Source organism: Bacillus sp. C28GYM-DRY-1, from assembly GCF_030519405.1.
GTDB lineage: Bacteria > Bacillota > Bacilli > Bacillales > Bacillaceae > Bacillus > Bacillus spizizenii_A.
This window is the reverse complement of record NZ_JAUMKF010000002.1, coordinates 107,421-130,420: the sequence shown is the minus strand read 5'-3', so window position 1 is coordinate 130,420 and position 23,000 is coordinate 107,421. Positions and strand designations below refer to the sequence as shown.

Genomic DNA, 23,000 nt, shown 5'->3' with positions numbered 1-23,000 from the left:
CGGAATTTTCCTTCAAACAATGCAATGGAGGTGCTCGGGTTAATGTTTATGTTTGAGAAACCGCACGGCATGAGAGATACACTGCCCGGTTTATATGAAACGAAAAAAAAGGTGAGGCAATCGTTAACCGATTTGATAGATAAATGGGGATACCGATTTATGGAAACACCGACATTGGAGTTTTACGATACCGTTGGCGTACAGTCAGCGATTGAAGAGCAGCAGCTGTTTAAGCTTCTTGATCAGGACGGCAATACGTTGGTGCTTCGCCCGGATATGACAGGACCGATTGCAAGGGTGGCGGCATCAAAACTTCTGAAACACGATCATCCTCTCAGGGTCGGCTATGCGGCAAATGTATTCAGGGCTCAGGAACGCGAAGGCGGACGTCCCGCCGAATTCGAGCAGGTCGGAGTGGAATTAATTGGTGACGGCACGACGAGCGCGGATGCGGAGGTTATTGCATTAGTAATAGGCGCGTTAAAAAGCGCCGGACTTGCTTCCTTTAAAATTGCTATCGGACACGCCGGCATTGCGGATGCCCTGTTTGTTGAGGTACTCGGAAACGTTGAACGCGCTGATGTGCTGCGGAGGTTTTTATTCGAGAAGAACTACGTCGGCTACAGAGAACATGTCAAGTCTCTCCCGCTTTCTTCCATTGATAAAAGCAGGCTGCTTGAGCTTCTAGAACTGCGGGGCGGCATAGAAGTTTGCGGACGTGCTGAGGAAATCGTCGATTCTGCACAAGGAAAAAGCGTGGTTGATGAGCTGAAGGCGCTGTGGGACATTCTTGAGGATTACGGATGTACGGAAAATGTGCGTCTTGATCTGAATATGGTCAGCCACATGAGCTATTACACAGGGATTTTATTTGAGGTGTACGCCCAGGATGTCGGCTTTGTCATTGGAAGCGGCGGCCGTTATAACAAGCTTCTGGGACATTTTAATTCACCCGCGCCTGCGACTGGCTTCGGGCTTCGGGTCGACCGGCTGATTGAAGCGCTTCATATGAAGGATAAACCTTGTAAAATTGACGCTGTTATTTTCAGCAAAGAGCAACGGGCGCAAGCCATCGCTTATGCGAATGAAGAACGTATGAAAGGGAACAAAGTGGTTCTTCAAGATTTATCAGGTATTGACAATATCGATCAGATGACAAAATCTTTTGCAAATGTCACCTATTTCATCGGTGCCAGAAAGGAAGAGCAAAATGGGTAAGTTACTCACAATGGCGATGCCAAAGGGCCGGATATTTGAAGAGGCGGCAGGGCTGCTGCGGCAGGCTGGCTACAAGCTCCCTGAGGAGTTTGAAGATTCGAGAAAACTGATCATCGATGTGCCGGAGGAAAATCTGCGTTTTATATTAGCTAAGCCGATGGACGTGACCACATATGTGGAGCATGGCGTGGCAGACGTCGGAATTGCTGGCAAGGATGTCATGCTGGAGGAGGAACGCGATGTATATGAAGTACTGGATTTGAAAATCAGCAAATGCCACTTGGCAGTAGCCGGGCTTCCGAATACAGACTGGAGCGGCGTGGCGCCAAGGATTGCGACAAAGTATCCGAATGTGGCTTCCAGTTATTTTAGAGAACAGGGAGAACAAGTCGAAATCATTAAGCTCAACGGTTCAATTGAGCTGGCACCGCTTATTGGGCTTGCAGACCGGATTGTGGACATCGTTTCCACTGGACAGACGCTGAAAGAAAACGGGCTTGTTGAAACAGAGCACATTTGCGACATTACTTCCCGATTTATCGTCAACCCGGTAAGCTATCGCATGAAAGACGATGTGATTGACGAAATGGCATCCCGTTTATCTCTCGTTGTGGAAGGAGAAACGGCAAAATGAAGATCAAAACCATCAGCGGCGCTGAACGGCTTTCTCTGAAGAGGTCTATAGATGCTGGCACGGAAGAGCAAAGAAAAACAGTCCGATCCATTATTGAAGATGTCAAAGCAAACGGTGATCAGGCGGTTCGCACCTATACGGCGAGATTTGACGGCATCGAAATAGACAGCCCGCTCGTCACAAAAGAAGAAATTGAGGAAGCATACACCTTACTGGATTCACAGCTGCTTCAGGTGATTAGGCAGGCCATCGAAAATATTAGAGAATATCATGAAAGACAGCTGCAATCCTCATGGTTTTATCACAGAAAGGACGGCACAATGCTGGGGCAGAAAGTGACAGCGCTTGATTCCGCCGGCGTATATGTGCCAGGGGGAACGGCTGCATATCCTTCATCTGTTTTGATGAATGTCATTCCGGCGCTGACAGCGGGTGTGGATAGAATCGTTCTTGTGACGCCTCCGGGAAGAGACGGACAGCTGTCTCCAGGGGTTTTAGTCGCTGCTGCTGAGCTCGGCATAAAAGATATTTACAAAATGGGCGGCGCTCAGGCGATTGCGGCGCTGGCGTACGGAACCGAGACCATTGAGCCGGTAGATAAAATCACAGGTCCGGGAAACGTGTATGTTGCGCTTGCTAAACGAGAGGTGTTCGGCGATGTCGATATTGATATGATTGCCGGACCGAGTGAAATTGTCGTACTGGCTGATGAAACAGCGATTCCGAGAGAAATTGCAGCCGACCTGCTGTCACAGGCGGAACACGATAAGCTCAGCTCGTGTGTGCTTGTCACAAATTCCATGGTGCTGGCCAAGGCGGTTTCAACAGAGGTGAACGAACAGCTGAAAACCTTGCCGCGAAGAGAAATAGCGGAAGCTTCAGTGAGTGATTACGGTTGTATCTATGTGGCGGAAACAATGGATGAAGCGATTGATACTGTCAATACGCTTGCGCCGGAGCATTTAGAAATCATCACACAGTCTCCCGAAGCTTTACTTGGAAGAATCAAACATGCGGGTGCCATTTTCTTAGGCAGATACAGTCCTGAGCCTGTTGGAGATTATTTTGCCGGACCGAATCACGTGCTTCCGACAAATGGGACAGCGAGATTTTCAAGTCCATTAAACGTAACGGATTTTCAAAAGAAATCGAGCATTATTTCTTACAGCCAATCAGCCTTTGAAGAACATGCCGATAGCATCGCGGCTTTTGCCAGACTTGAAGGATTAGAAGCCCATGCCAGATCAATCGAAGCGAGAGAACGGAGGAGTTCAAGATGAGAAAAGCGGAACGCGCCAGAAAAACAAACGAAACAGATATAGAGCTGGCATTTACAATAGACGGCGAGGGACAAGCGGATATCAAAACAGACGTACCGTTTATGACGCACATGCTGGATTTATTCACGAAACACGGGCAATTCGATCTTTCGATTAACGCAAAGGGCGATGTTGATATAGATGATCACCACACGACCGAAGACATCGGCATCTGCTTAGGGCAGGCGCTGCTCGAAGCCTTGGGTGATAAAAAGGGAATCAAACGCTACGGATCGGCGTTTGTACCGATGGATGAGGCGCTTGCTCAAGTCGTCATAGATTTAAGCAATCGGCCGCACTTGGAAATGCGCGCGGACTTCCCTGCGGCTAAAGTCGGCACATTCGATACGGAGCTTGTACATGAATTTTTGTGGAAGCTGGCGCTTGAAGCACGGATGAATCTGCACGTTATCGTTCATTACGGAACAAACACCCACCACATCATTGAAGCTGTTTTTAAAGCGCTGGGGCGTGCGCTTGATGAAGCGACTACGATTGATCCGCGTGTTAAAGGGATACCATCAACGAAAGGGATGCTGTAAATGATCGGCGTGATAGATTACGGAATGGGCAATTTATACAGCGTCTCAAAGGCGCTTGAGCGTGTCGGCGTGCCGTATTTTGTTTCTGAAAAGCCGGAGGAGCTGAAAGAAGCTGAAGCCTTCATTCTGCCGGGAGTCGGTTCATTTGGAGACGCGATGGACAATTTGCGCAACGCGAGGCTCGATCAATTGATTCACGAAATGGTTTCAGAGGGAAGACTGCTTCTCGGGATCTGCCTCGGCATGCAGCTTTTATTTGATGAAAGCGGAGAAAACGGGATCGCGTCAGGCCTCGGGCTGTTAAAAGGGAAAGCAGTCAGGCTGAAAGCAGAAGATGAAAAAGGAAACAAGTTGAAGGTTCCGCATATGGGCTGGAATCGCCTTTCCTTTCATAACGAATCTCCGTTGCTGGCTGAAACAGAGGAAGGCTACGCTTATTTCGTGCATTCTTATTACATTGACGGGATAGAGGAGGACGCGCTTCTGGCAAGCGCTGATTATGGAGTGCGGGTGCCTGCAGTAGTCGGAAAAGGGAACGTCTTCGGTGCCCAATTTCATCCGGAAAAGAGCAGCTCGGTCGGAATGTCCATCTTAACCCAGTTTACAAAAATGGCAGCAGAACAGAAGGTGAAAAAATGAGTGCTTTTACATTATATCCGGCAATTGACATGAGAAACGGCAAATGTGTCCGTCTTGTCCAAGGAGATTATAATAAGGAAACGATATACGGCGATTCACCGTACGACATGGCTTCGTTATTTGCAAGAGAGGGTGCCGAATGGATCCATCTTGTTGATCTCGACGGGGCCAAAGAAGGAAAAAGAGTAAATGACCGCCATGTGATCGAGATTGCCCAAAAGCTGGACCTGAAAGTCGAGATCGGGGGCGGGATCCGTTCCGAAAGTGACGTCTATGAATACTTATCAGCAGGAGTCGATCGTGTGATCCTCGGAAGCTCAGCTGTTTCTAACCCTCCGTTTGTCAAAAAAATGCTGAAACAATATGGCGAGAACATTGCAATCGGATTGGATGCGAGGAACGGATTTGTTTCAACAGAGGGATGGCTGGAAACATCAAGTCTTAAGGCAGCTGAACTCGGTAAAGAGCTTACCAATGAAGGAGCGGAAGTCTTTATATTTACTGACATCGCGACAGACGGAATGCTGTCAGGCCCCAATATTGAAAGCACGGTCGAGCTTGCAAAGGAAACGGGAAAATCTGTGATTGCTTCCGGCGGCGTCAGCTCTGTCGAGGATCTCGAAGCCCTCGCCCGCTATCAGGCGGACGGCGTTTCTGGAGCGATCATCGGAAAAGCGCTGTATACCAATCAGTTTACGCTGAGCGAGGCGCTTGAAAGGGTGAAGCGCAGATGATCACAAAACGGATTATTCCATGCCTTGATGTCAAAGAAGGACGTGTTGTCAAAGGAATTCAATTTCTTGAATTAAAGGATGCCGGTGACCCAGTTGAGCTCGCAGAAGTGTACGATCAGGAAGGCGCGGATGAACTCATTTTTCTTGATATTTCAGCCTCGCATGAAGGACGCAAAACGATGGTTGACGTGGTAGAGCAGGTTGCCGCGAAGCTTGCGATCCCGTTTACAGTCGGCGGCGGCATTAATCAGCTCAGTGATATGAAAACGATTCTGCGTGCCGGAGCGGACAAAGTGTCGGTGAACACGGCAGCTGTTCTCCGCCCTAAGCTGATTACAGAAGGAGCCGAGTTTTTCGGTTCTCAATGCATCGTGCTTGCCATCGATGCCAAGTATGACCAGGAATCTGGCACATATAAGGTCTACACGCACGGCGGCAGAAAGAAAACAGATTGGGAAGTCACCGCATGGGCAAAAGAAGGCGTCAAACGTGGCGCAGGAGAAATATTGCTGACAAGCATGGATTCTGACGGAGAAAAAAAAGGCTTTGATCACAGGCTGACAAAGCTTGTTTCTGAAACTGTCCCCGTACCTGTTATCGCATCGGGAGGAGCGGGAAACGCGCAGCATATGCTTGAGGCTTTTACAAAAGGAGAAGCCGACGCCGCGCTGGCCGCCTCTATTTTTCATTATAAAGAAACATCAATTAAAGAAGTGAAATCATACTTGAAAGAGCACGGGGTGAATGTGAGATGAAACAGGCAGATGAACTGCGTTTTAACGAGGATGGGTTAATTCCCGCTATCGTGCAGGATGCGGCAAGCAAAGAAGTGCTGACTCTTGCCTATATGAACAAGGAATCGTATGAAAAAACACTGGAAACGAAAGAAACATGGTTTTACAGCCGCTCGCGCCAAGCGTTATGGCATAAAGGAGAAACCTCAGGGAACACGCAAGCCGTTAAGGGCATCCGGTATGACTGCGACCAAGACGCTTTGATCGTGCTCGTAGAACCGTCCGGTCCGGCATGCCATACTGGCAGCTACAGCTGTTTTACAAAGGAACAAACAGAAGAACAGGCAGCCGGCCGATTTGACATCATTAACGAGCTGGAGGGCGTGATCGCGGAACGCCAAGCGGAAATGCCTGAAGGAGCTTACACCACTTACCTTTTCCGAGAAGGCGTCGATAAGATTTTGAAAAAAGTCGGTGAAGAAGCATCCGAAGTCATCATCGCCGCGAAAAACCGAGACCACGAGGAACTCAAATGGGAAGCGGCGGACCTGCTGTATCACCTGCTTGTCCTGCTCAGAGAACAAGCGCTGCCGCTGGATGATGTGCTTGACGTATTGAAAAAACGCCATTTTGAATAGTAAGAGTAAAGAGCCGAATGATAACGGCTCTTTTGTTTTGTGAAAAAAGTAATAGGTATTTAGATGTGCATGAGGTGTTTTGCATGATTAGTTCATAAAAGGAGATCAAAACCAAGTCGGATTTCCTATTTATCCAAATTCCGCCACGTTGTAACATGGAAAAGGATAAATGAATCACTCGCTAACCAGGCCGATAGAATTATTTTCAGGATGAAAATAGAATACTATTCTCACAAAACCCATGGAGGTTCGTAATGAAAAAGATCATCTTTATATGCTTCAGCTTATTACTGGCCCTGACAGGAGGATGCAGTATGAACGACAATGATAAAAACAGCACAAATGACAATAAAACAGAAGCCGTAAAACCAAAAGACTTGGATCCAAAAGACCTGCCGCAGGTTCCGGCGTTTCAGGATGAGAAAATGAGAGAGTACATGGTGTCAACGAAAGAAGAGGAGCCTGGGTACTATTTGCTTGAGTCTAAGCTGAAGGGGTTTAGGATGTTGTTTCCAGAGGATGGGGAGTATTCCGACTCTGAAACTTCAAAGACAAACGAGTCACTGTTTTTCGACAGTATTAATAATAAAACGAATATAGTAATGAATGCTTCAGTAAAGTTCTATCAAAATGAATCATTTATAAACAATCCGGAGACCATGTTGGATATTGTTAGCGGTAAAAATGATTACAAAGGTAAATTTGAAAAAGTAGAAGCAAAGGATAAGGATATTTATTTTGCTTCAAAACAAGAAAACTTTGACAACAAAGAGAAACCATCTTATATCTATCTTGGTTATATAAAATCAAAGAAACAAGATTATTTAGGGATGGAATATTCTTTTATGTTTAGCTGCTCAGCAAATGCACAGACATGTAAGCAAAATCCAAAAGGCTATGAAGAAAAGGTTAAAAAAATATTAAACTCTGTTACTTTCCATTTAGAGGAGAGGGAAGATGGGAAATAAAAATATTTTTGAAAATGAAAATATAAAACTGCGTCTTATAAATTTAGAATACAGTTATAAACAGAAATTCGCTTCTTCCGATCCCAAAGTAATACAAGAAGCTAAGAAAGACTTTGAAGAAGACATTCGAAGAATTTATAAGGAAGAAACTCATCAAGAACTCACACAAAATATTGAAATTTATACATCTAAAGAGCTTGTACACCAGGATGATGAATCTGGTTATGACGGTACTGCTATTCATATTGTAGATAAAAAGCACGAAGTGAATCAGTTGCAAATGATTTCTGAAGGTAGCGCAGATAATAAAGACTGGACTTATAATTTTTTTGGATTGTTTCTTGGAATGGATGACAGCCAATATAATGCGACAAAAGAGTTTACTAGAGAAGCCAAAAAGAAAGCTGGCAAGGATGAAAGTTTAAAAATGTATAGTATGGGGCATTCACTTGCCAATAATAATCAAGTAATGGTGCAATTAATAGATGGGGAATATGATGAGGTTTATGGAGTGAACGGAGCTCAAATAAGTGCAGATCACTTATTAAAAGCAGATGATCATTTAAGGTACACAATGATTAAGAAGTTCAAAGTGAATACATTTAAAGAGTTAAATTCAATTTCAAAAGATGACCTTAAAAAAGCCATCACCCAATACTACAAAGACAAAGGTGTCACAACAAACATCACTCAGCGAATCTCAAAGGATGACCCGCTGTACGGAGCGAGCGGCAAGGCAGATTTTATTACATTCGGTGAAGTGAAGATGGCAGATACAAACACAAGTGTAGAAGGCATCCGAAACATTATGGATGGGATCCCTGATGAAGACGTGAGAGCAATTCAAGAATTCCTTCAAAAATATAAGGATGACTATGAAAAAGATGGCTTGAACGGTTTTGTAAAGGCTGCAAGCGGGATTGACATAGAGCTGATTGAAGAAGTGAAAAATACAGACGGCGCTTTAAAGAAAGTAAGTGTCCTATATGAGAATTTTGATGATGTCAAGCAAATGTATGGCCGAATAAAAGAGGAACTCCCATCGTTTTTAGGTTTTCTTCATACCTTGTTGAGAAACAGCGGACCGGTCGTAGATCAGTTAGCCGAAAATGGGTATATTGATGAAACCCAAAAGATAGTGATTAAAAAAGAAGTAACGAATATTAATGCGAGTATGCGAGGCATAGAATCACGGTACGAACATTTCATTGACCATCTAAAGCATGGTCAATTTATGCAAGCTTTAAAAGACGTTGGTGAAATAGTGGACTATGTTAAATCCATTTTGTCCTCGTTGAAAACACTCGACACAGAAACAAAAGACGCTTTAAAGCTCATCGTCGATGGCCACAGCATCGTTCAAATGCTGAACGCTTTATCAAAGGAAAAAGGCTTTAGCTATAAAGGCTCCGATATTTACTTTTCAGGAAAGAGCGGATCGGGAGAAACGATTCAAGTCAATCTCTCATCAGCTGTCAGAATCTATCAAAACGGTATGAAGATCGTTGAAGATATGGAAGATGTGATTTCTAAGTACCAGAAGGTTTACAGTCAGGAAATTGATGAAGACTTCGCAGACAAAAAACAGGCGATCATCACGGCTATTCATCATATGGAAGAAAATCCTTCGCATTATGCCTTCGATCTTCAATTCCGGCTTACAGCTGGCTACAATCACACATACGATAAATTGGAGAAAATCTCAGTTCATGAATCGCTCCACACAGGTGCGCTCCCTGCTAATGAAGGAATTGTTGCTGAATTAAAAAAACAGGCAACAGAAAAAAGAGATTTCATCAAAAACATCCGCGAGAGTATTGAAAAGCTGTTTGAAAAAGAAGAATTGATTTCCCGGTTATTTGATTTTCAGCCTTAGGAGGAATATGAAGAGTGACTTCCTTATTTTCAGAAAGTGAAACAGAAATTGTATCAACCACCTATATGTTTCTTACCCAAGACGAAATGAAGGGGAAAGCAGGCACCCTCAATAAACCGATCAACGACATTCTCAGCCTGACAAAGAAATTTGAGTCTTCGCTAAAAGAGGAAATCAAAGGGCAAAAAGGGTTGATTGTCAAAAAAATAAAAGAAGAGCTTGAATCAAAAAGCGAAAAACGCAAGGCTGCACTTCAAATGATAAAAGAAGAGCATACTGCGAAAGTTGACCGATATAAAATGATGATTGAAGACCTGCGAAAGCAGGATGTGACATTGACTTACAGAAAAAAGAAGCCTATGAAAGATATCTAAAATAAAAATCTCCTATTTCAAACAATGAGTAGGAGATTTTTATTTTCATCACGGCAAAAATATACTGAAAAAGTCTCTCTCCATTGATATGATTGAGAAAGAGTAAAAATCATCCTTTTGCTATGCCATTTCACCTTTCTGAACACTGAAACAGGAGGAACATATATGCCAACCAAGCAACAAAAATCTAAAAGTAAATTGAAACCCTTTTTTGCATTAGTAAAGAAGACCAATCCTTCTTATGGAAAGCTTGCCTTTGCGCTGGCCCTCAGTATTGTGACCACACTGGTCAGCCTGCTGATTCCATTATTAACAAAGCAGCTTGTCGACGGATTTTCCATGTCAAATCTGTCAGGCATGCAAATCGGGCTAATCGCGTTAGTTTTTTTCGTTCAGGCCGGTTTAAGCGCTTATGCCACCTATGCACTTAACTATAATGGGCAAAAAATTATCTCCGGACTGCGGGATTTATTATGGAAGAAATTAATTAAGCTCCCTGTCCCTTATTTCGACACAAATGCTTCCGGAGAAACAGTCAGTCGTGTAACGAATGATACGATGGTGGTCAAAGAACTGATTACAACCCATATCAGTGGATTTATTACAGGGATCATTTCTGTTATTGGATCACTGACAATCTTGTTTATTATGAATTGGAAGCTGACACTGCTAGTGTTAGTTGTCGTTCCGCTGGCAGCTCTTATTTTAATACCGATTGGCCGGAAGATGTTCTCCATTTCCCGGGAAACGCAAGATGAAACAGCCCGTTTCACTGGACTGCTGAACCAAATTCTTCCGGAAATCAGACTCGTCAAGGCTTCAAATGCGGAGGATGTCGAATATGGGCGCGGGAAGATGGGGATTTCTTCATTATTTAAACTTGGCGTGCGTGAAGCAAAGGTTCAGTCGCTTGTCGGCCCGCTCATCTCACTCGTGTTAATGGCGGCGCTTGTGGCAGTTATCGGATACGGCGGCATGCAGGTGTCATCAGGTGAGCTTACCGCCGGAGCGCTCGTGGCTTTTATTTTATATTTGTTTCAAATTATTATGCCGATGGGCCAGATTACCACGTTCTTCACACAACTCCAAAAATCAATCGGTGCAACAGAACGAATGATTGAGATTTTAGCTGAGGAAGAGGAAGATACAGTTACAGGAAAACAAATCGAAAACGCGCATTTGCCTATTCAGCTTGATCGTGTGTCTTTTGGATATAAGCCTGATCAGCTGATCTTGAAAGAGATCAGCGCCGTCATTGAAGCAGGGAAAGTAACAGCGATTGTCGGCCCGAGCGGCGGTGGGAAAACGACACTGTTTAAGCTGCTGGAGCGTTTCTATACTCCGACTGCAGGGACCATCCGGCTGGGGGACGATCCAGTTGATACTTACTCGCTTGAATCGTGGCGGGAGCACATTGGGTATGTATCGCAGGAAAGCCCGTTAATGGCAGGAACAATCAGAGAAAATATTTGCTACGGGTTAGAACGTGATGTTACGGATGCCGAGATCGAAAAAGCCGCGGAGATGGCATATGCGCTCAATTTTATAAAGGAACTGCCGAAACAGCTTGATACAGAGGTGGGCGAACGCGGCATTATGCTGTCAGGAGGACAAAGACAGAGAATCGCGATTGCGAGAGCGCTTCTTCGAGATCCGAGCATTCTTATGCTCGATGAAGCCACCTCAAGCCTCGACAGCCAATCTGAAAGATCAGTTCAGCAGGCGCTGGAGATGCTGATGGAGGGCCGCACAACGATTGTCATCGCCCACCGCTTATCTACTGTTGTAGACGCGGACCAGCTTTTGTTTGTTGAAAAAGGAGAAATTACCGGACGTGGTACACATCACGAATTAATGGCTTCCCATGATCTTTATAGGGATTTTGCTGAACAACAGCTGAAAATGAACGCGGATTTAGAAAACAAAGCCGGGTAAATCTTGGTCGAATCAGCCAGTAAAAAGCGGAGGGATTTTCCCAATCCTTCCTTTTGAACTATTGAGGGGCTTATGATTTATGGTATACTACTGACGGTAATATTGTATAAAACGGAGGGTAGTTGTGGGAAAACACACTTCTGAACATAAAAATCACGCACAAATTGTCCAGCTGCTTCAAGATGGACAATATTTTTTTCATAAAGGCTTGAAAGCGTATAAAGAGCGCAATTTGAAGCGGGCAAGCAAACTGATTCAGCGCGCGGTTCATTTGGAGCCGGATGATTCAGAGATGCTATCGCAGCTTGCGGTCATTTATTCAGAAATGGGCCAGTATCAAGAGTCGAACGATCTTCTTGATTATATCATGGCAAATCTGGAGGACGAAATGCCGGAGTGCCATTACTTTAAAGCGAATAACTTTGCCCATCTGGGACTCTTTCAAGAAGCTTATAAAGAAGCGGCCGCTTATTTAGATGCGGATCCGGACGGTGAATTCGCCGAGGAAAACGATAGTCTGCTTGAATTGCTCGATTTAGGAGACGGCGGCTTTGAGGATTCGTTGTATGATCAGGATGAACTGCTGATGAAACAGGATCGGGCAAAGTCATTGCTGGAAAGCGGCCAGCTTGCTGAAGCGGTTGCGGCGCTTGAGGAAATCACAGCAGAATATCCAGAGCTTTGGTCAGCATACAACAATCTGGCGCTTGCCTACTTCTATTCAGGCAACATTGTAAAAGCGAAGCAAACTGCTTATCAAGTGCTCCGTCATAATGAAGGAAACCTTCACGCTTTATGCAATCTTCTCGTTTTCTACTATTATGAAAGAGAAGACGAAAAAGTGGCGGAATTGAGTGACCAGCTTTCTAATGTTTATCCGATGCTATTGGAACAGCGCTATAAACTGGGAGCCACTTTGGCGCTTGTCGGCCGTTACGAGATCGGATATAAATGGCTCAAATCATTATATAAAACCGGCTTTGAAGGTGACGATACATTCTTTTACTGGCTCTCGTGCTCCGCTTATTTTACGGGACATACTGAATTTGCCGAGACGATCTGGAGAAAAGTCGAGTCGCAATATCCCGGTGAAGACCGCCCTGCTCCATGGATTGAGCGGAGGGAAGCTCTTCCTTCATCAGTGGAACAGCGTCTCGCTGCCTATTATATCAGCAGCACAAAGGGAGAAACGGAGCATCTTGAAGCGGTGATACGTTCGAAGAGAATTACCGCTCCATTCGAAAATCATTTTGTTAAGCTGCTTTTGAATGGAGATTCCGCGGCGGCTGACGTTTCAGAGGATGCACGTTTCGCCTATCAAACCGTCAAATTACTGGAGCAAGCTGAACAAGAAGAGATGAAAACAGAAGTCATGAGCTGCTGGGTGTTCCATGTCATCCAGCAAATCCGTGCAGCCGCTCCTTTGAAGAATGAGAGAGGCTTGGCAGCGGCGATCTGTTATATTTGGAAAGAAGCCCACGGCAAGCATGACACGAAAAAAGACACAGCGGCCCGATTTGGCATCTCTCCGGCAACTTTGACGAAATATGTGAAATATATTGATGATATTCTAGAATAGAATATTTTGAAGAGTCGATTATACAAATCGACTCTTTTTTGTTTGATAGATTATATTAAGAAAATAATATCGACAGTTTTTTTACTCGTTTAAGAAAAATGACAAATGATGTGCGACTTGACATCTGTTTGAAACACAAATGTAATAAAATTTATCGCTAATTTGTCGAAACTTGATGGTATAATGATTCTCGTACATAAGGAATTAGTGTTTTTTACATATGATGTGAAATAAACGCTATACAACCAGAATAAGAGATGCGCAGAATAATTAACCATAAACGACCATCATTCCTCGTAGAGTATGAGGAACGAAACTTGATGTTCAAAATACAATTCCACAAATGAGAACAGGTTCACAGTAAAAGGGAGGATATAAAAAGTGAGAAAGAGTTTATTGACACTTGGTTTGGCTTCCGTCATCGGGACAAGCAGTTTTTTGATCCCATTTACAAGTAAAACTGCATCGGCGGAAACATTAGATGAAAAGAAACAAAAAATCGAAAGCAAGCAATCTGAGGTTGCTTCCAGCATCGAAGCGAAGGAAAAAGAATTAACTGCGCTTCAGGAAAATCAATCAAAGATTGAAAAAGAACTAAAAGACATTAACGATAAGGCGCTTGATACAAGCTTAAAGATCGAAGATAAAAAAGAAGAAAACGATAAAACAAAAGAAGAAATCAAAAAGCTGAAAAAAGAGATTAAAGAGACAGAAGCACGCATTGAAAAACGCAATGAAATCCTGAAAAAACGCGTTCGTTCTTTACAGGAAAGCGGCGGATCTCAAGGGTACATAGATGTCCTTTTAGGATCAACGAGCTTTGGTGACTTTATCTCTCGCGCGACTGCAGTTTCATCTATTGTGGATGCGGACAAAGATTTAATTAAGCAGCAAGAGCAGGATAAAGCGAATCTTGAAGATTCTGAAGCGGATTTGAATAACAAGCTGAAAGAAGTTCAAGCTGCATTGGCTAAATTAGAAACCATGCAAAAAGAGCTTGATAAACAGCTTGATGATAAAGACAAGCTATTCGAAGAAGCAAAAGCAAGCCAGAAGAAAACGGCTGACGCGATTTCTGAATTAAAATCAGAAGCGTCCGAGCTTGCAAACCAAAAAGCAGATACCGAAGCAGAACAAGCACGTATTAAAAAGGAACAAGAAGCTGCGGCTGCTTTGATCAAAAAGCAGAAAGAAGCGCAAAAAGCATCTGATGAGACACAAACAGCTACAACAGAAACAGCAATCTCATCTCATGATGATTCTTCAAACAATTCTTCTAAGAGTTCATCTTCTAAGAAGAGCAGCAGCTCAAACAGCAATTCAGGCGGCACTGTTATCAGCAACTCAGGCGGAATTGAAGGCGCGATCAGCGTTGGTTCGAGCATTGTAGGACAATCTCCGTACAAATTTGGCGGCGGACGCACTCAGTCTGATATCAACAACCGTATTTTTGACTGCTCATCATTCGTACGCTGGGCATACGCTTCTGCAGGTGTGAACCTTGGACCTGTCGGCGGAACAACAACTGACACTTTGATCAATAAAGGAAGAGCTGTCAGCGCGTCTGAAATGAAGCGAGGAGACTTAGTTTTCTTTGACACATACAAAACAAACGGTCACGTTGGAATTTATTTAGGAAATGGAACATTCCTTAACGACAATTCTTCACATGGTGTTTCAATTGATTCTATGAGTAACCCTTACTGGAAAAAATATTTCAATGGCAATGTAAGACGTGTTGTTCAATAATAAATAAGACAAGGGCCTTCTTGAACAGAAGGCTCTTTCTTTATTAATACATATACCCTTTAAAAAAACATTTAATCACGATCAGAAAAAAATGAGCAAAAAAATAGCGTATCACCCTGAGATTTTATAGGATATGGGTAAGGAATACGTATGATGGGGATTCTTATCATATAAGAAAGAGCCCAAACTTGAAAAGATGGTTTAAGGAGTGAATAGTGTGTCAGAAGAAAAAGTATATGACGTGATTATTATCGGCGCGGGCCCTGCTGGGATGACGGCCGCTGTATACACATCAAGAGCAAATTTATCGACATTAATGATTGAAAGAGGTATTCCAGGCGGGCAAATGGCCAATACGGAAGATGTAGAAAACTATCCTGGATTCGAAAGCATTCTTGGGCCTGAGCTTTCCAATAAAATGTTCGAACACGCGAAAAAATTCGGTGCTGAATATGCTTATGGCGATATTAAAGAAGTTGTTGACGGCAAAGAGTACAAAGTGGTCAAAGCTGGTTCAAAAGAATATAAAGCACGTGCAGTCATCATTGCCGCAGGTGCGGAGTATAAGAAAATCGGCGTGCCTGGCGAAAAAGAATTGGGCGGCCGCGGTGTATCTTATTGTGCGGTATGTGACGGTGCTTTCTTTAAAGGCAAAGAGCTTGTCGTTGTCGGCGGCGGTGATTCCGCAGTTGAAGAAGGCGTGTACCTCACTCGTTTTGCTTCAAAAGTAACGATCGTTCACAGACGTGACAAACTCCGTGCGCAAAGCATTCTTCAAGCGAGAGCATTTGATAATGAAAAAGTTGATTTCTTATGGAACAAAACCGTGAAGGAAATTCATGAGGAAAACGGCAAAGTCGGTAACGTAACGCTTGTCGATACGGTAACCGGTGAAGAAAGTGAATTCAAAACAGACGGCGTATTCATTTACATCGGTATGCTTCCTCTGTCTAAACCATTTGAAAATCTGGGCATTACGAATGAAGAAGGCTATATCGAAACAAACGACCGCATGGAAACTAAGGTTGAAGGGATTTTCGCTGCCGGAGACATTCGCGAAAAATCACTGCGCCAAATCGTAACGGCTACAGGAGACGGAAGTATTGCGGCACAAAGCGTTCAGCATTATGTCGAAGAGCTCCAAGAAACGCTGAAAACATTAAAATAAAAAGGCTGTCATACGAGCTTCACATAACGTTACTGGGTTTTAATTCCGCTGTAACAGTTGTGTAATGCATTTCGGTTATGATTAATAAAGTAATTGACCCCCTTTTTATAATGAATACACTTTTTAGGCACGGATTCTCCAGTTATCCGTGTCCTTTTTTTGTCCAAAAATAAAAGACGGATGCCTATTACAGCAAATTACCTGAACTCAGATACGAATATGCTGTAAAATAGAAGAAAAGATTGTCAATGTCTCTTCATTGTGGGAGACATCTTGAAGCGGTATAATAAAGAGACGATGACAGGACGAGAAGGTTAGGTGAACGTACTTGCAAAGAGTGACAAATTGTGTGCTTCAGACGGATGACAAAGTCCTTCTGCTTCAAAAGCCGAGACGCGGCTGGTGGGTAGCGCCGGGAGGCAAGATGGAGAGCGGAGAATCAGTCAGAGACTCCGTCATCAGAGAGTACAGAGAAGAGACGGGTATCTATATCATAAATCCTCAGTTAAAAGGTGTTTTTACCTTTATTATTAAAGATGGTGACCAGGTTGTCTCTGAGTGGATGATGTTTACGTTTGTCGCTGACTCTTATACTGGAAAAAATGTAGCTGAATCAGAGGAAGGCAAGCTGCAGTGGCACGATGTCAATGACATTCAAAACCTGTCTATGGCCCCGGGAGACGGCCACATCCTAGACTTTATGATGAAGGGAAAAGGACTGCTGCACGGCACATTTACGTATACACCGAATTTTGAGCTGCTCAGTTATCGGTTAGACCCGCAGCATGTCAAATAGAAAGACAAGTCAGGGGGGAGAAAGATGAGTGTTAGTGAATCACATGATATTCAGCTTGTCATTATAACCGGAATGTCGGGAGCGGGGAAAACTGTCGCTATTCAAAGCTTTGAAGATCTCGGATATTTCTGCGTCGATAATCTTCCGCCTTCATTGCTTCCGAAATTTTTAGAGCTGATGAAGGAATCAAATTCGAAAATGAGCAAGGTTGCGCTCGTAATGGACTTGCGCGGCCGTGAATTTTTTGATCGGCTGATCGAAGCACTGGATAAAATGGCGGAACATCCGTGGATTACACCGCGAATTTTATTCTTGGACGCGAAAGATTCCATTCTCGTCACGAGATATAAAGAAACGAGACGTTCGCATCCTCTGGCAGCGACGGGCCTGCCGCTTGAGGGCATCGCACTGGAACGTGAGTTGCTTGAGGAATTAAAAGGCCGCTCTCAAATGATTTATGATACATCAGACATGAAGCCGCGCGATCTGCGCGAGAAAATCGTAAAGCATTTTGCGACAAACCAAGGAGAGACATTTACGGTAAATGTCATGTCATTTGGTTTTAAATACGGTATTCCGATTGATGCCGATCTCGTCTTTGATGTCAGATTTTTGCCGAACCCATATTATATCGAAAGCATGCGGCCGCTGACCGGAAAAGATGAAGAGGTATCCTCTTACGTCATGAAGTGGAATGAAACACAAAAGTTCAATGAAAAATTAATCGATTTACTCAGCTTCATGCTGCCGTCCTACAAAAGAGAAGGAAAGAGCCAGCTCGTCATTGCGATCGGCTGCACAGGGGGCCAGCACCGCTCTGTGACACTTGCCGAGAATTTAGCTAATTATTTCAAAAAGGATTACTATACTCATGTCACTCACCGGGACATTGAAAAGAGAAGCCGGAAATAAGATGGGACAAAAGCCGAAAATTGCAATCTTTGGCGGCGGTACGGGTCTTTCTGTATTGCTTCGGGGCTTAAAGCATAAACCTGTTGACATTACGGCCATTGTGACAGTTGCCGACGACGGAGGAAGCTCTGGCCGTCTGCGGAATGAGCTGAAAATCCCGCCTCCCGGAGACATCAGAAATGTGCTTGCCGCTTTATCTGATGTGGAGCCGCTTGTTGAAGATCTCTTTCAGCATCGCTTCAATAAGGGGAATGACTTAACAGGCCATTCTTTAGGGAATTTGATTTTGGCAGCGATGACAAATATAACCGGTGATTTTTTTCACGCTGTCACAGAAATGAGCAAGGTGCTGAATGTAAGAGGAAAGGTTTTGCCGGCAGCCAATGCCAGTGTTGTTCTGCATGCCGAAATGGAGGACGGCCGCGTGGTCTCAGGCGAGTCCACTATTCCGGAGTACGGACAGCGCATTAAGCGTGTTTTTCTTACGCCTGAACATATTGATCCGCTGCCGGAAACGATAGACGTAATCAGGGAAGCGGATTTGATTATTATCGGTCCGGGAAGCCTCTATACAAGCATTCTTCCCAATTTGCTCGTCCCGAAAATTGGGGAAGAAGTAGTGAAGGCGCCGGCGAAAAAAGTATACATTTGCAACGTGATGACTCAGCCTGGCGAAACACTACATTACACCGCAGCTGATCATGTGAAAGCGCTCAATCAGCATATGGGCTGCGGTTTTATTGATACGATATTAGTGAACAGCGAAGACATTCCCGACGAAATAAAACGTAAGTACGAAATGGAATCGGCGCGTCCTGTTGATTTTGATATCGAAGAGCTGAAAGCAATGGGGCTTGAAGTCATCAGAGATCAAATCGTAACGTATAAAAATGACGTAATTCGTCACGATACACATAAAGTGGCCTCTCTTCTTGTCGATTTACTAAAAGAATGAAGCCAGAAATGAGGTGGCTATATGTCATTTGCATCTGAAACAAAAAAAGAATTAACGAATCTGGAAGTGAAAGACTGCTGCATTAACGCAGAGCTGTCTGCGCTTATCCGGATGAATGGAGCATTATCATTTACAAACCGCCATCTCGTGCTTGATGTTCAAACCGAAAATGCGGCGATTGCCCGCCGCATTTATACATTACTGAAAAAACAATATGATGTGTCGGTCGAGCTGCTGGTCAGAAAGAAAATGCGGCTGAAAAAGAATAACGTCTATATTGTGCGTTTTTCAGAAAATGCAAAAGCGATTTTAGAGGATCTAAAAATACTCGGGGAGAATTTTGTGTTTGAACGAAGTATTTCGAAAGAGCTGGTCAAAAAGAGATGCTGCAAGCGTTCTTATATGAGAGGGGCATTTTTGGCAGGTGGTTCGGTCAATAACCCGGAAACCTCCTCGTATCATTTAGAAATCTTCTCTCTTTATAAGGAACATAACGATTCATTATGTGATCTGTTAAATGAGTTTCAGTTAAACAGTAAAACGCTCGAACGGAAAAAAGGCTATATCACCTATCTAAAAGAGGCGGAAAAAATTACTGAGTTTCTGAACGTGATCGGCGCCCACAATTCGCTTCTGCGATTTGAGGATGTCAGAATCGTAAGGGATATGAGAAATTCGGTCAACCGCCTCGTCAATTGTGAAACAGCCAATTTAAACAAAACGATCGGCGCTTCGCTCAGACAGGTGGAGAATATTAAATACATCGATGAAAGAATCGGCTTGGATGCGCTTCCTGAAAAACTTCGGGAAATTGCGCAGCTGCGGATTGATTATCAGGAAGTGACGCTGAAAGAGCTGGGGGAAATGGTAGCAAGCGGGAAAATCAGCAAATCAGGGATCAATCACAGGCTGAGAAAACTTGACGAAATCGCAGAACAGCTGCGGACAGGGCAAACCGTCACTTTAAAATAACCGTAAAGAAAAGGGGAGATCTTATGGTTCAACAGAAAGTGGAAGTTCGATTAAAGACAGGACTGCAGGCGCGTCCTGCTGCTTTGTTTGTACAAGAGGCAAACCGGTTTACGTCAGATGTGTTTCTTGAGAAGGATGGGAAAAAAGTAAATGCAAAAAGCATCATGGGGCTGATGAGTCTTGCGGTAAGCACAGGCACTGAGGTTACCTTGATTGCCCAGGGAGAAGACGAACAAGAGGCGCTGGAAAAGTTGGCTGCTTATGTTCAAGAAGAAGTTTAGGTGATAAGATGAGTGATTTTTTAAAAGACTGCTTTCAGAAAATCGGCTGGGAGAAAGACCATGTCAGCTTCGGTGATCTCCCCCTTTTTCTTAAAGCAATGGCATACCGTTTTCCATTTGAAAACCGTGCCGTGCTCGCAAAAGAGAGTTATAAGGTAACAAAAGAAAATTTATGGCGCCGCCTGGTCAAAGAACAGCACGGCGGCCTGTGCTACGATTTAAATGGTCTCCTTTATTTTGTCCTGCGTGAGGACGGGTTTCATGTGAAGCTCGTTCGGGGAACGGTTTATGCAGGAAAAGAAGAAGAGTGGGCTTTAGACGGAACGCATGCTGCTGTAATGCTGTCTGCGGAAAAAGGTGATTACATCGTTGATATCGGCTTCGGCATCAATCTGGCGCTCCAGCCAATACCGCTTTCCGGAGAAACGGTACAATCACCTGTCGGGTCATTCCGAATCAAAGAAGAAGAGACAGAAAAGGGCAGCCACGTTCTGTTGATGGACAAAGGAGAAGGCTGGCAAATCGGTTACGCCTTTACCCTTGAAGAAAGCGATGCCGGTGATTTAGATGACATGAAGGACATGATTCACTCTCATGAAAAATCTCCTTTTAACAAATCACTGCTCGCCTCAAAGCTGACGCCGAACGGACGGATGGTTATGTCAGACCGCCATTTCACGATTCATGAAAACGGCGGAGAAGGGCAAAAAAGTGACATCGGTCCTACAGAGTTTGAAAAGAAATTAAATACTCATTTTTTGTAACGTGAAAAGCTTGCAGCATGTCTGCAAGCTTTTTCTTATGAACAAGTATTGATTACTACATCAAATGCATCATCTGGAACATACAGTTTTCCCTTTTTATATTGATAAGGGATTTGATGCTCTTTAAAGCACTCTTTTGTGTATTCAGTTAGTGAATCCCCTATTTCTATGTATTTCCCGGTATAGTTGGGCTGACATGCTGAAAGAATTGACGTTATTGCGAGAAGCAGCATGACTTTCTTCATCACGACACCTGCCTATTATGAAATTTTTACCTTTATCATTCTATCATAACGAAAAGAAAAAGACCGATTTACTATTCCGCACATGCTATAATAATTTTGGAATCTTCTAGAAAAAATCATCATGATGTACATATAAGGGGGATAAGCGTGTATCGGATTTTGCTTGTGGAAGATGATGAGCGGATTGCTTCTTTGCTGGGCGGCCATCTTCAAAAATACGGATATGAAGTGAAAATGGCTGAACAGCTCCATGATATTAAATTGGAATTTGCGGAAATGAAGCCGGATCTGGTGCTGCTTGATATCAACCTGCCTTTTTTTGACGGGTTTTATTGGTGCAGGCAAATCCGTACCATTTCTAATGCGCCGATTATCTTTATATCGGCACGGACCGATGAGCTGAATCAGGTGATGGCGATTGAAAATGGCGGCGATGATTATATCACCAAGCCGTTCCATTTAGAGGTAGTGATGGCCAAAATCAAAAGCGTCCTGCGCCGCACATATGGTGAATACTCTCCCTCTTTGTCACAGGAATCAAGAATAGTGGAGGTTGGCGGGTTGACGATTTATCCTGATCAGAATGAGGCCGAGTGGAACAGCACCCGCATCTTGTTTTCACAAAAAGAGTTTCAGCTTCTATCGATTTTCGTGAGGGAGCATAAAAAAATCGTTTCCCGTGATGAATTATTGGAGGCGTTATGGGATGACGTCGATTTTGTCGATGATAATACGCTAACGGTCAATGTCAATCGCCTGCGGAGAAAACTGGAGAATGCCGGACTAAAAGATTGCATTTCAACGATAAGAGGACAAGGCTATCAATTTCAAGTCAATCGGAAGGATGAACCAGAGTGTTAAAGACTTATCTCATCGACCGCTTTGCCATTATTTTATTTTCATTAGTAGGGATAGGAACCGCCATGCTGATTGCGTATTTAAGCATCATAGAGAGCGGCGCAGAGCCTCCCGCAGAAAATATGATGTACATATGGATTTTGCCCGGTGCTCTTTTAGCTGCCGGTTTTGCTGCTGATTACGTTCGGCAATCTTCCTTTCTGACTTATATCAAAAAACTTGCGGAACAAGCGCCTTTTTCGAATGACATTGGCCAATCTTTGAAAGCCCGAAAGCCAAGAACACGAGAGCAGGTGCTTTGGACGAAAATGGTCAACATGCTCGAGCAGCAATACGAAGGCAGGCTCTTACAATATATCAATCAGCAAAAACAGCATTATATCTTCACCAATCAATGGGTCCACCATATGAAAACACCGGTATCTGTCATTTCCTTAATGATTCAAGAAGGAAAAAACGGAACTTCTTCTTCTTTTCCAACGTTTTTAGAGGAGCTGGAGGATGAAAATGAGAGGTTTCGCCATGGTCTTGATATGATGCTGCAAACGGCCCGGCTGGAGGAATTTGCGTTTGATGTAAGACCGCAAACTCTTGATTTAACCGAGCTTGTCCGTTCACTTATCAATCAGGAAAAACGGCAGTTTATCAAACGGCGTATTTTCCCAACACTACATGTGCCGCCAAACGCCGTTCAGGTTTCAAGTGATCAAAAATGGCTTTCCTTTGTTGTCGAGCAAATCCTTTTCAATGCCTTAAAATACTCAAAGCAAGGTGAGGGAGACCATATTACCATTCGGATTGTAGCAGAGGGACATGAAACGCGCTTGTCGATTGCTGATGAAGGCATGGGCATACCGCCGCAGGATCTGCCGCGGATTTTTGATGCGTTTTTTACCGGGGAAAACGGGCGAAGCATGACAGAGGCAACGGGAATGGGTCTTTATTTAGCAAAACAGGTGTGCACCCGGCTGGGCCATCAGCTGTATGCGGAATCAAAAGAAGGGGCTGGCACTGTGATGACCATCGTGTTTTCAAGTGACACCCTAGTGAATGTGACAGCTTTGTAAGGTTGGAGAGCGGAATTGCAAGAAAGTTCGATGGGAGGCTGCA

24 protein-coding genes are annotated in these 23,000 nt (G+C 43.9%); 23 read left to right on the top strand and 1 reads right to left on the bottom strand.

Annotated elements, in window-relative coordinates; translation table 11 throughout:
• Positions 1 to 42: 42 nt before the first annotated feature.
• From Q3W56_RS02800 to Q3W56_RS02700, 21 genes are all read left to right on the top strand, one after another.
• Positions 43 to 1,218 carry an ATP phosphoribosyltransferase regulatory subunit gene (locus Q3W56_RS02800; protein ID WP_019715840.1) on the top strand — a complete coding sequence of 392 codons (1,176 nt, stop codon included), beginning with the start codon at positions 43 to 45 and terminating at the stop codon, positions 1,216 to 1,218.
• Positions 1,211 to 1,852 carry an ATP phosphoribosyltransferase gene (gene hisG, locus Q3W56_RS02795; protein ID WP_003219799.1) on the top strand — a complete coding sequence of 214 codons (642 nt, stop codon included), beginning with the start codon at positions 1,211 to 1,213 and terminating at the stop codon, positions 1,850 to 1,852. Before Q3W56_RS02800 ends, hisG begins: the two co-directional genes overlap by 8 nt.
• On the top strand, positions 1,849 to 3,132 hold the full coding sequence (gene hisD, locus Q3W56_RS02790) for a histidinol dehydrogenase (protein ID WP_302894411.1): 1,284 nt from the start codon (positions 1,849 to 1,851) through the stop codon (positions 3,130 to 3,132). The genes hisG and hisD overlap by 4 nt, the downstream gene beginning before the upstream one ends.
• Positions 3,129 to 3,713, top strand: a complete 585-nt coding sequence (gene hisB / locus Q3W56_RS02785; protein WP_019715838.1) for an imidazoleglycerol-phosphate dehydratase HisB — start codon at positions 3,129 to 3,131, stop codon at positions 3,711 to 3,713. The genes hisD and hisB overlap by 4 nt, the downstream gene beginning before the upstream one ends.
• The gene (gene hisH, locus Q3W56_RS02780; protein ID WP_302894410.1) at positions 3,714 to 4,352 is read left to right on the top strand and encodes an imidazole glycerol phosphate synthase subunit HisH; all 639 of its coding nucleotides are present in this window, start codon (positions 3,714 to 3,716) and stop codon (positions 4,350 to 4,352) included.
• Positions 4,349 to 5,086 (top strand): 1-(5-phosphoribosyl)-5-[(5-phosphoribosylamino)methylideneamino]imidazole-4-carboxamide isomerase, encoded by a 738-nt coding sequence (gene hisA, locus Q3W56_RS02775; RefSeq protein WP_302894409.1) that lies wholly within the window; start codon positions 4,349 to 4,351, stop codon positions 5,084 to 5,086. The genes hisH and hisA overlap by 4 nt, the downstream gene beginning before the upstream one ends.
• Entirely contained in the window at positions 5,083 to 5,841 is a 759-nt protein-coding gene (gene hisF / locus Q3W56_RS02770) for an imidazole glycerol phosphate synthase subunit HisF (RefSeq protein ID WP_302894408.1), read from the top strand. Before hisA ends, hisF begins: the two co-directional genes overlap by 4 nt.
• Positions 5,838 to 6,458 carry a bifunctional phosphoribosyl-AMP cyclohydrolase/phosphoribosyl-ATP diphosphatase HisIE gene (gene hisIE, locus Q3W56_RS02765; protein WP_302894407.1) on the top strand — a complete coding sequence of 207 codons (621 nt, stop codon included), beginning with the start codon at positions 5,838 to 5,840 and terminating at the stop codon, positions 6,456 to 6,458. The genes hisF and hisIE overlap by 4 nt, the downstream gene beginning before the upstream one ends.
• A gap of 254 nt (positions 6,459 to 6,712) precedes the next feature.
• Positions 6,713 to 7,426: a lipoprotein YvcA gene (locus tag Q3W56_RS02760; RefSeq protein WP_302894406.1), complete on the top strand. Its 714-nt coding sequence runs from the start codon at positions 6,713 to 6,715 to the stop codon at positions 7,424 to 7,426.
• On the top strand, positions 7,416 to 9,302 hold the full coding sequence (locus tag Q3W56_RS02755; RefSeq protein ID WP_302894405.1) for a DUF6792 domain-containing protein: 1,887 nt from the start codon (positions 7,416 to 7,418) through the stop codon (positions 9,300 to 9,302). The genes Q3W56_RS02760 and Q3W56_RS02755 overlap by 11 nt, the downstream gene beginning before the upstream one ends.
• Before the next feature lie 14 nt (positions 9,303 to 9,316).
• A complete protein-coding gene (locus Q3W56_RS02750) occupies positions 9,317 to 9,676 on the top strand; it encodes a hypothetical protein (protein WP_302894404.1) in 360 nt (119 codons plus the stop codon).
• Positions 9,677 to 9,841: 165 nt separating this feature from the next.
• Entirely contained in the window at positions 9,842 to 11,611 is a 1,770-nt protein-coding gene (gene bmrA, locus Q3W56_RS02745; protein WP_302894403.1) for a multidrug resistance ABC transporter ATP-binding protein/permease BmrA, read from the top strand.
• Between the two features lie 124 nt (positions 11,612 to 11,735).
• A complete protein-coding gene (locus tag Q3W56_RS02740) occupies positions 11,736 to 13,190 on the top strand; it encodes a tetratricopeptide repeat protein (RefSeq protein WP_302894402.1) in 1,455 nt (484 codons plus the stop codon).
• 381 nt (positions 13,191 to 13,571) lie between these two features.
• Positions 13,572 to 14,939, top strand: a complete 1,368-nt coding sequence (gene cwlO, locus Q3W56_RS02735) for a peptidoglycan DL-endopeptidase CwlO (RefSeq protein ID WP_302894401.1) — start codon at positions 13,572 to 13,574, stop codon at positions 14,937 to 14,939.
• Positions 14,940 to 15,156: 217 nt separating this feature from the next.
• On the top strand, positions 15,157 to 16,107 hold the full coding sequence (gene trxB / locus Q3W56_RS02730; protein ID WP_003219823.1) for a thioredoxin-disulfide reductase: 951 nt from the start codon (positions 15,157 to 15,159) through the stop codon (positions 16,105 to 16,107).
• A 328-nt stretch (positions 16,108 to 16,435) separates the two neighbouring features.
• On the top strand, positions 16,436 to 16,903 hold the full coding sequence (locus Q3W56_RS02725) for an 8-oxo-dGTP diphosphatase (protein ID WP_302894400.1): 468 nt from the start codon (positions 16,436 to 16,438) through the stop codon (positions 16,901 to 16,903).
• Between the two features lie 24 nt (positions 16,904 to 16,927).
• Positions 16,928 to 17,815, top strand: coding sequence for an RNase adapter RapZ (gene rapZ / locus Q3W56_RS02720; RefSeq protein ID WP_302894399.1), 888 nt, complete (start codon positions 16,928 to 16,930; stop codon positions 17,813 to 17,815).
• A 1-nt stretch (position 17,816) separates the two neighbouring features.
• Positions 17,817 to 18,770, top strand: coding sequence for a gluconeogenesis morphogenetic factor (gene mgfK / locus Q3W56_RS02715; protein ID WP_003219829.1), 954 nt, complete (start codon positions 17,817 to 17,819; stop codon positions 18,768 to 18,770).
• A gap of 21 nt (positions 18,771 to 18,791) precedes the next feature.
• The gene (gene whiA, locus Q3W56_RS02710) at positions 18,792 to 19,742 is read left to right on the top strand and encodes a DNA-binding protein WhiA (protein ID WP_003219831.1); all 951 of its coding nucleotides are present in this window, start codon (positions 18,792 to 18,794) and stop codon (positions 19,740 to 19,742) included.
• Positions 19,743 to 19,765: 23 nt separating this feature from the next.
• Positions 19,766 to 20,023, top strand: coding sequence for an HPr family phosphocarrier protein (locus Q3W56_RS02705; RefSeq protein WP_003219835.1), 258 nt, complete (start codon positions 19,766 to 19,768; stop codon positions 20,021 to 20,023).
• Between the two features lie 8 nt (positions 20,024 to 20,031).
• The gene (locus tag Q3W56_RS02700) at positions 20,032 to 20,787 is read left to right on the top strand and encodes an arylamine N-acetyltransferase family protein (RefSeq protein WP_302894398.1); all 756 of its coding nucleotides are present in this window, start codon (positions 20,032 to 20,034) and stop codon (positions 20,785 to 20,787) included.
• A 35-nt stretch (positions 20,788 to 20,822) separates the two neighbouring features.
• Here Q3W56_RS02700 and Q3W56_RS02695 read toward each other — a convergent pair whose 3' ends face one another.
• Positions 20,823 to 21,032 carry a hypothetical protein gene (locus tag Q3W56_RS02695; RefSeq protein ID WP_302894397.1) on the bottom strand — a complete coding sequence of 70 codons (210 nt, stop codon included), beginning with the start codon at positions 21,030 to 21,032 and terminating at the stop codon, positions 20,823 to 20,825.
• 147 nt (positions 21,033 to 21,179) lie between these two features.
• On the opposite strand from Q3W56_RS02695, the gene psdR reads away from it, so the two are divergent.
• Together psdR and Q3W56_RS02685 are read left to right on the top strand one after the other, a co-directional pair.
• A complete protein-coding gene (gene psdR / locus Q3W56_RS02690; RefSeq protein ID WP_302894396.1) occupies positions 21,180 to 21,893 on the top strand; it encodes a two-component system response regulator PsdR in 714 nt (237 codons plus the stop codon).
• A complete protein-coding gene (locus Q3W56_RS02685) occupies positions 21,887 to 22,957 on the top strand; it encodes a HAMP domain-containing histidine kinase (protein WP_302894395.1) in 1,071 nt (356 codons plus the stop codon). Before psdR ends, Q3W56_RS02685 begins: the two co-directional genes overlap by 7 nt.
• Positions 22,958 to 23,000: the final 43 nt, after the last annotated feature.

Bases quoted from the DNA above. Each gene is read 5' to 3' on its own strand.
- Q3W56_RS02800 (WP_019715840.1), top strand. From the start codon at position 43: ATGTTTATGTTTGAGAAACCGCACGGCATGAGAGATACACTGCCCGGT.
- hisG (WP_003219799.1), top strand. From the start codon at position 1,211: ATGGGTAAGTTACTCACAATGGCGATGCCAAAGGGCCGGATATTTGAA.
- hisD (WP_302894411.1), top strand. From the start codon at position 1,849: ATGAAGATCAAAACCATCAGCGGCGCTGAACGGCTTTCTCTGAAGAGG.
- hisB (WP_019715838.1), top strand. From the start codon at position 3,129: ATGAGAAAAGCGGAACGCGCCAGAAAAACAAACGAAACAGATATAGAG.
- hisH (WP_302894410.1), top strand. From the start codon at position 3,714: ATGATCGGCGTGATAGATTACGGAATGGGCAATTTATACAGCGTCTCA.
- hisA (WP_302894409.1), top strand. From the start codon at position 4,349: ATGAGTGCTTTTACATTATATCCGGCAATTGACATGAGAAACGGCAAA.
- hisF (WP_302894408.1), top strand. From the start codon at position 5,083: ATGATCACAAAACGGATTATTCCATGCCTTGATGTCAAAGAAGGACGT.
- hisIE (WP_302894407.1), top strand. From the start codon at position 5,838: ATGAAACAGGCAGATGAACTGCGTTTTAACGAGGATGGGTTAATTCCC.
- Q3W56_RS02760 (WP_302894406.1), top strand. From the start codon at position 6,713: ATGAAAAAGATCATCTTTATATGCTTCAGCTTATTACTGGCCCTGACA.
- Q3W56_RS02755 (WP_302894405.1), top strand. From the start codon at position 7,416: ATGGGAAATAAAAATATTTTTGAAAATGAAAATATAAAACTGCGTCTT.
- bmrA (WP_302894403.1), top strand. From the start codon at position 9,842: ATGCCAACCAAGCAACAAAAATCTAAAAGTAAATTGAAACCCTTTTTT.
- rapZ (WP_302894399.1), top strand. From the start codon at position 16,928: ATGAGTGTTAGTGAATCACATGATATTCAGCTTGTCATTATAACCGGA.
- mgfK (WP_003219829.1), top strand. From the start codon at position 17,817: ATGGGACAAAAGCCGAAAATTGCAATCTTTGGCGGCGGTACGGGTCTT.
- whiA (WP_003219831.1), top strand. From the start codon at position 18,792: ATGTCATTTGCATCTGAAACAAAAAAAGAATTAACGAATCTGGAAGTG.
- Q3W56_RS02705 (WP_003219835.1), top strand. From the start codon at position 19,766: ATGGTTCAACAGAAAGTGGAAGTTCGATTAAAGACAGGACTGCAGGCG.
- Q3W56_RS02700 (WP_302894398.1), top strand. From the start codon at position 20,032: ATGAGTGATTTTTTAAAAGACTGCTTTCAGAAAATCGGCTGGGAGAAA.
- Q3W56_RS02695 (WP_302894397.1), bottom strand. From the start codon at position 21,032: ATGAAGAAAGTCATGCTGCTTCTCGCAATAACGTCAATTCTTTCAGCA.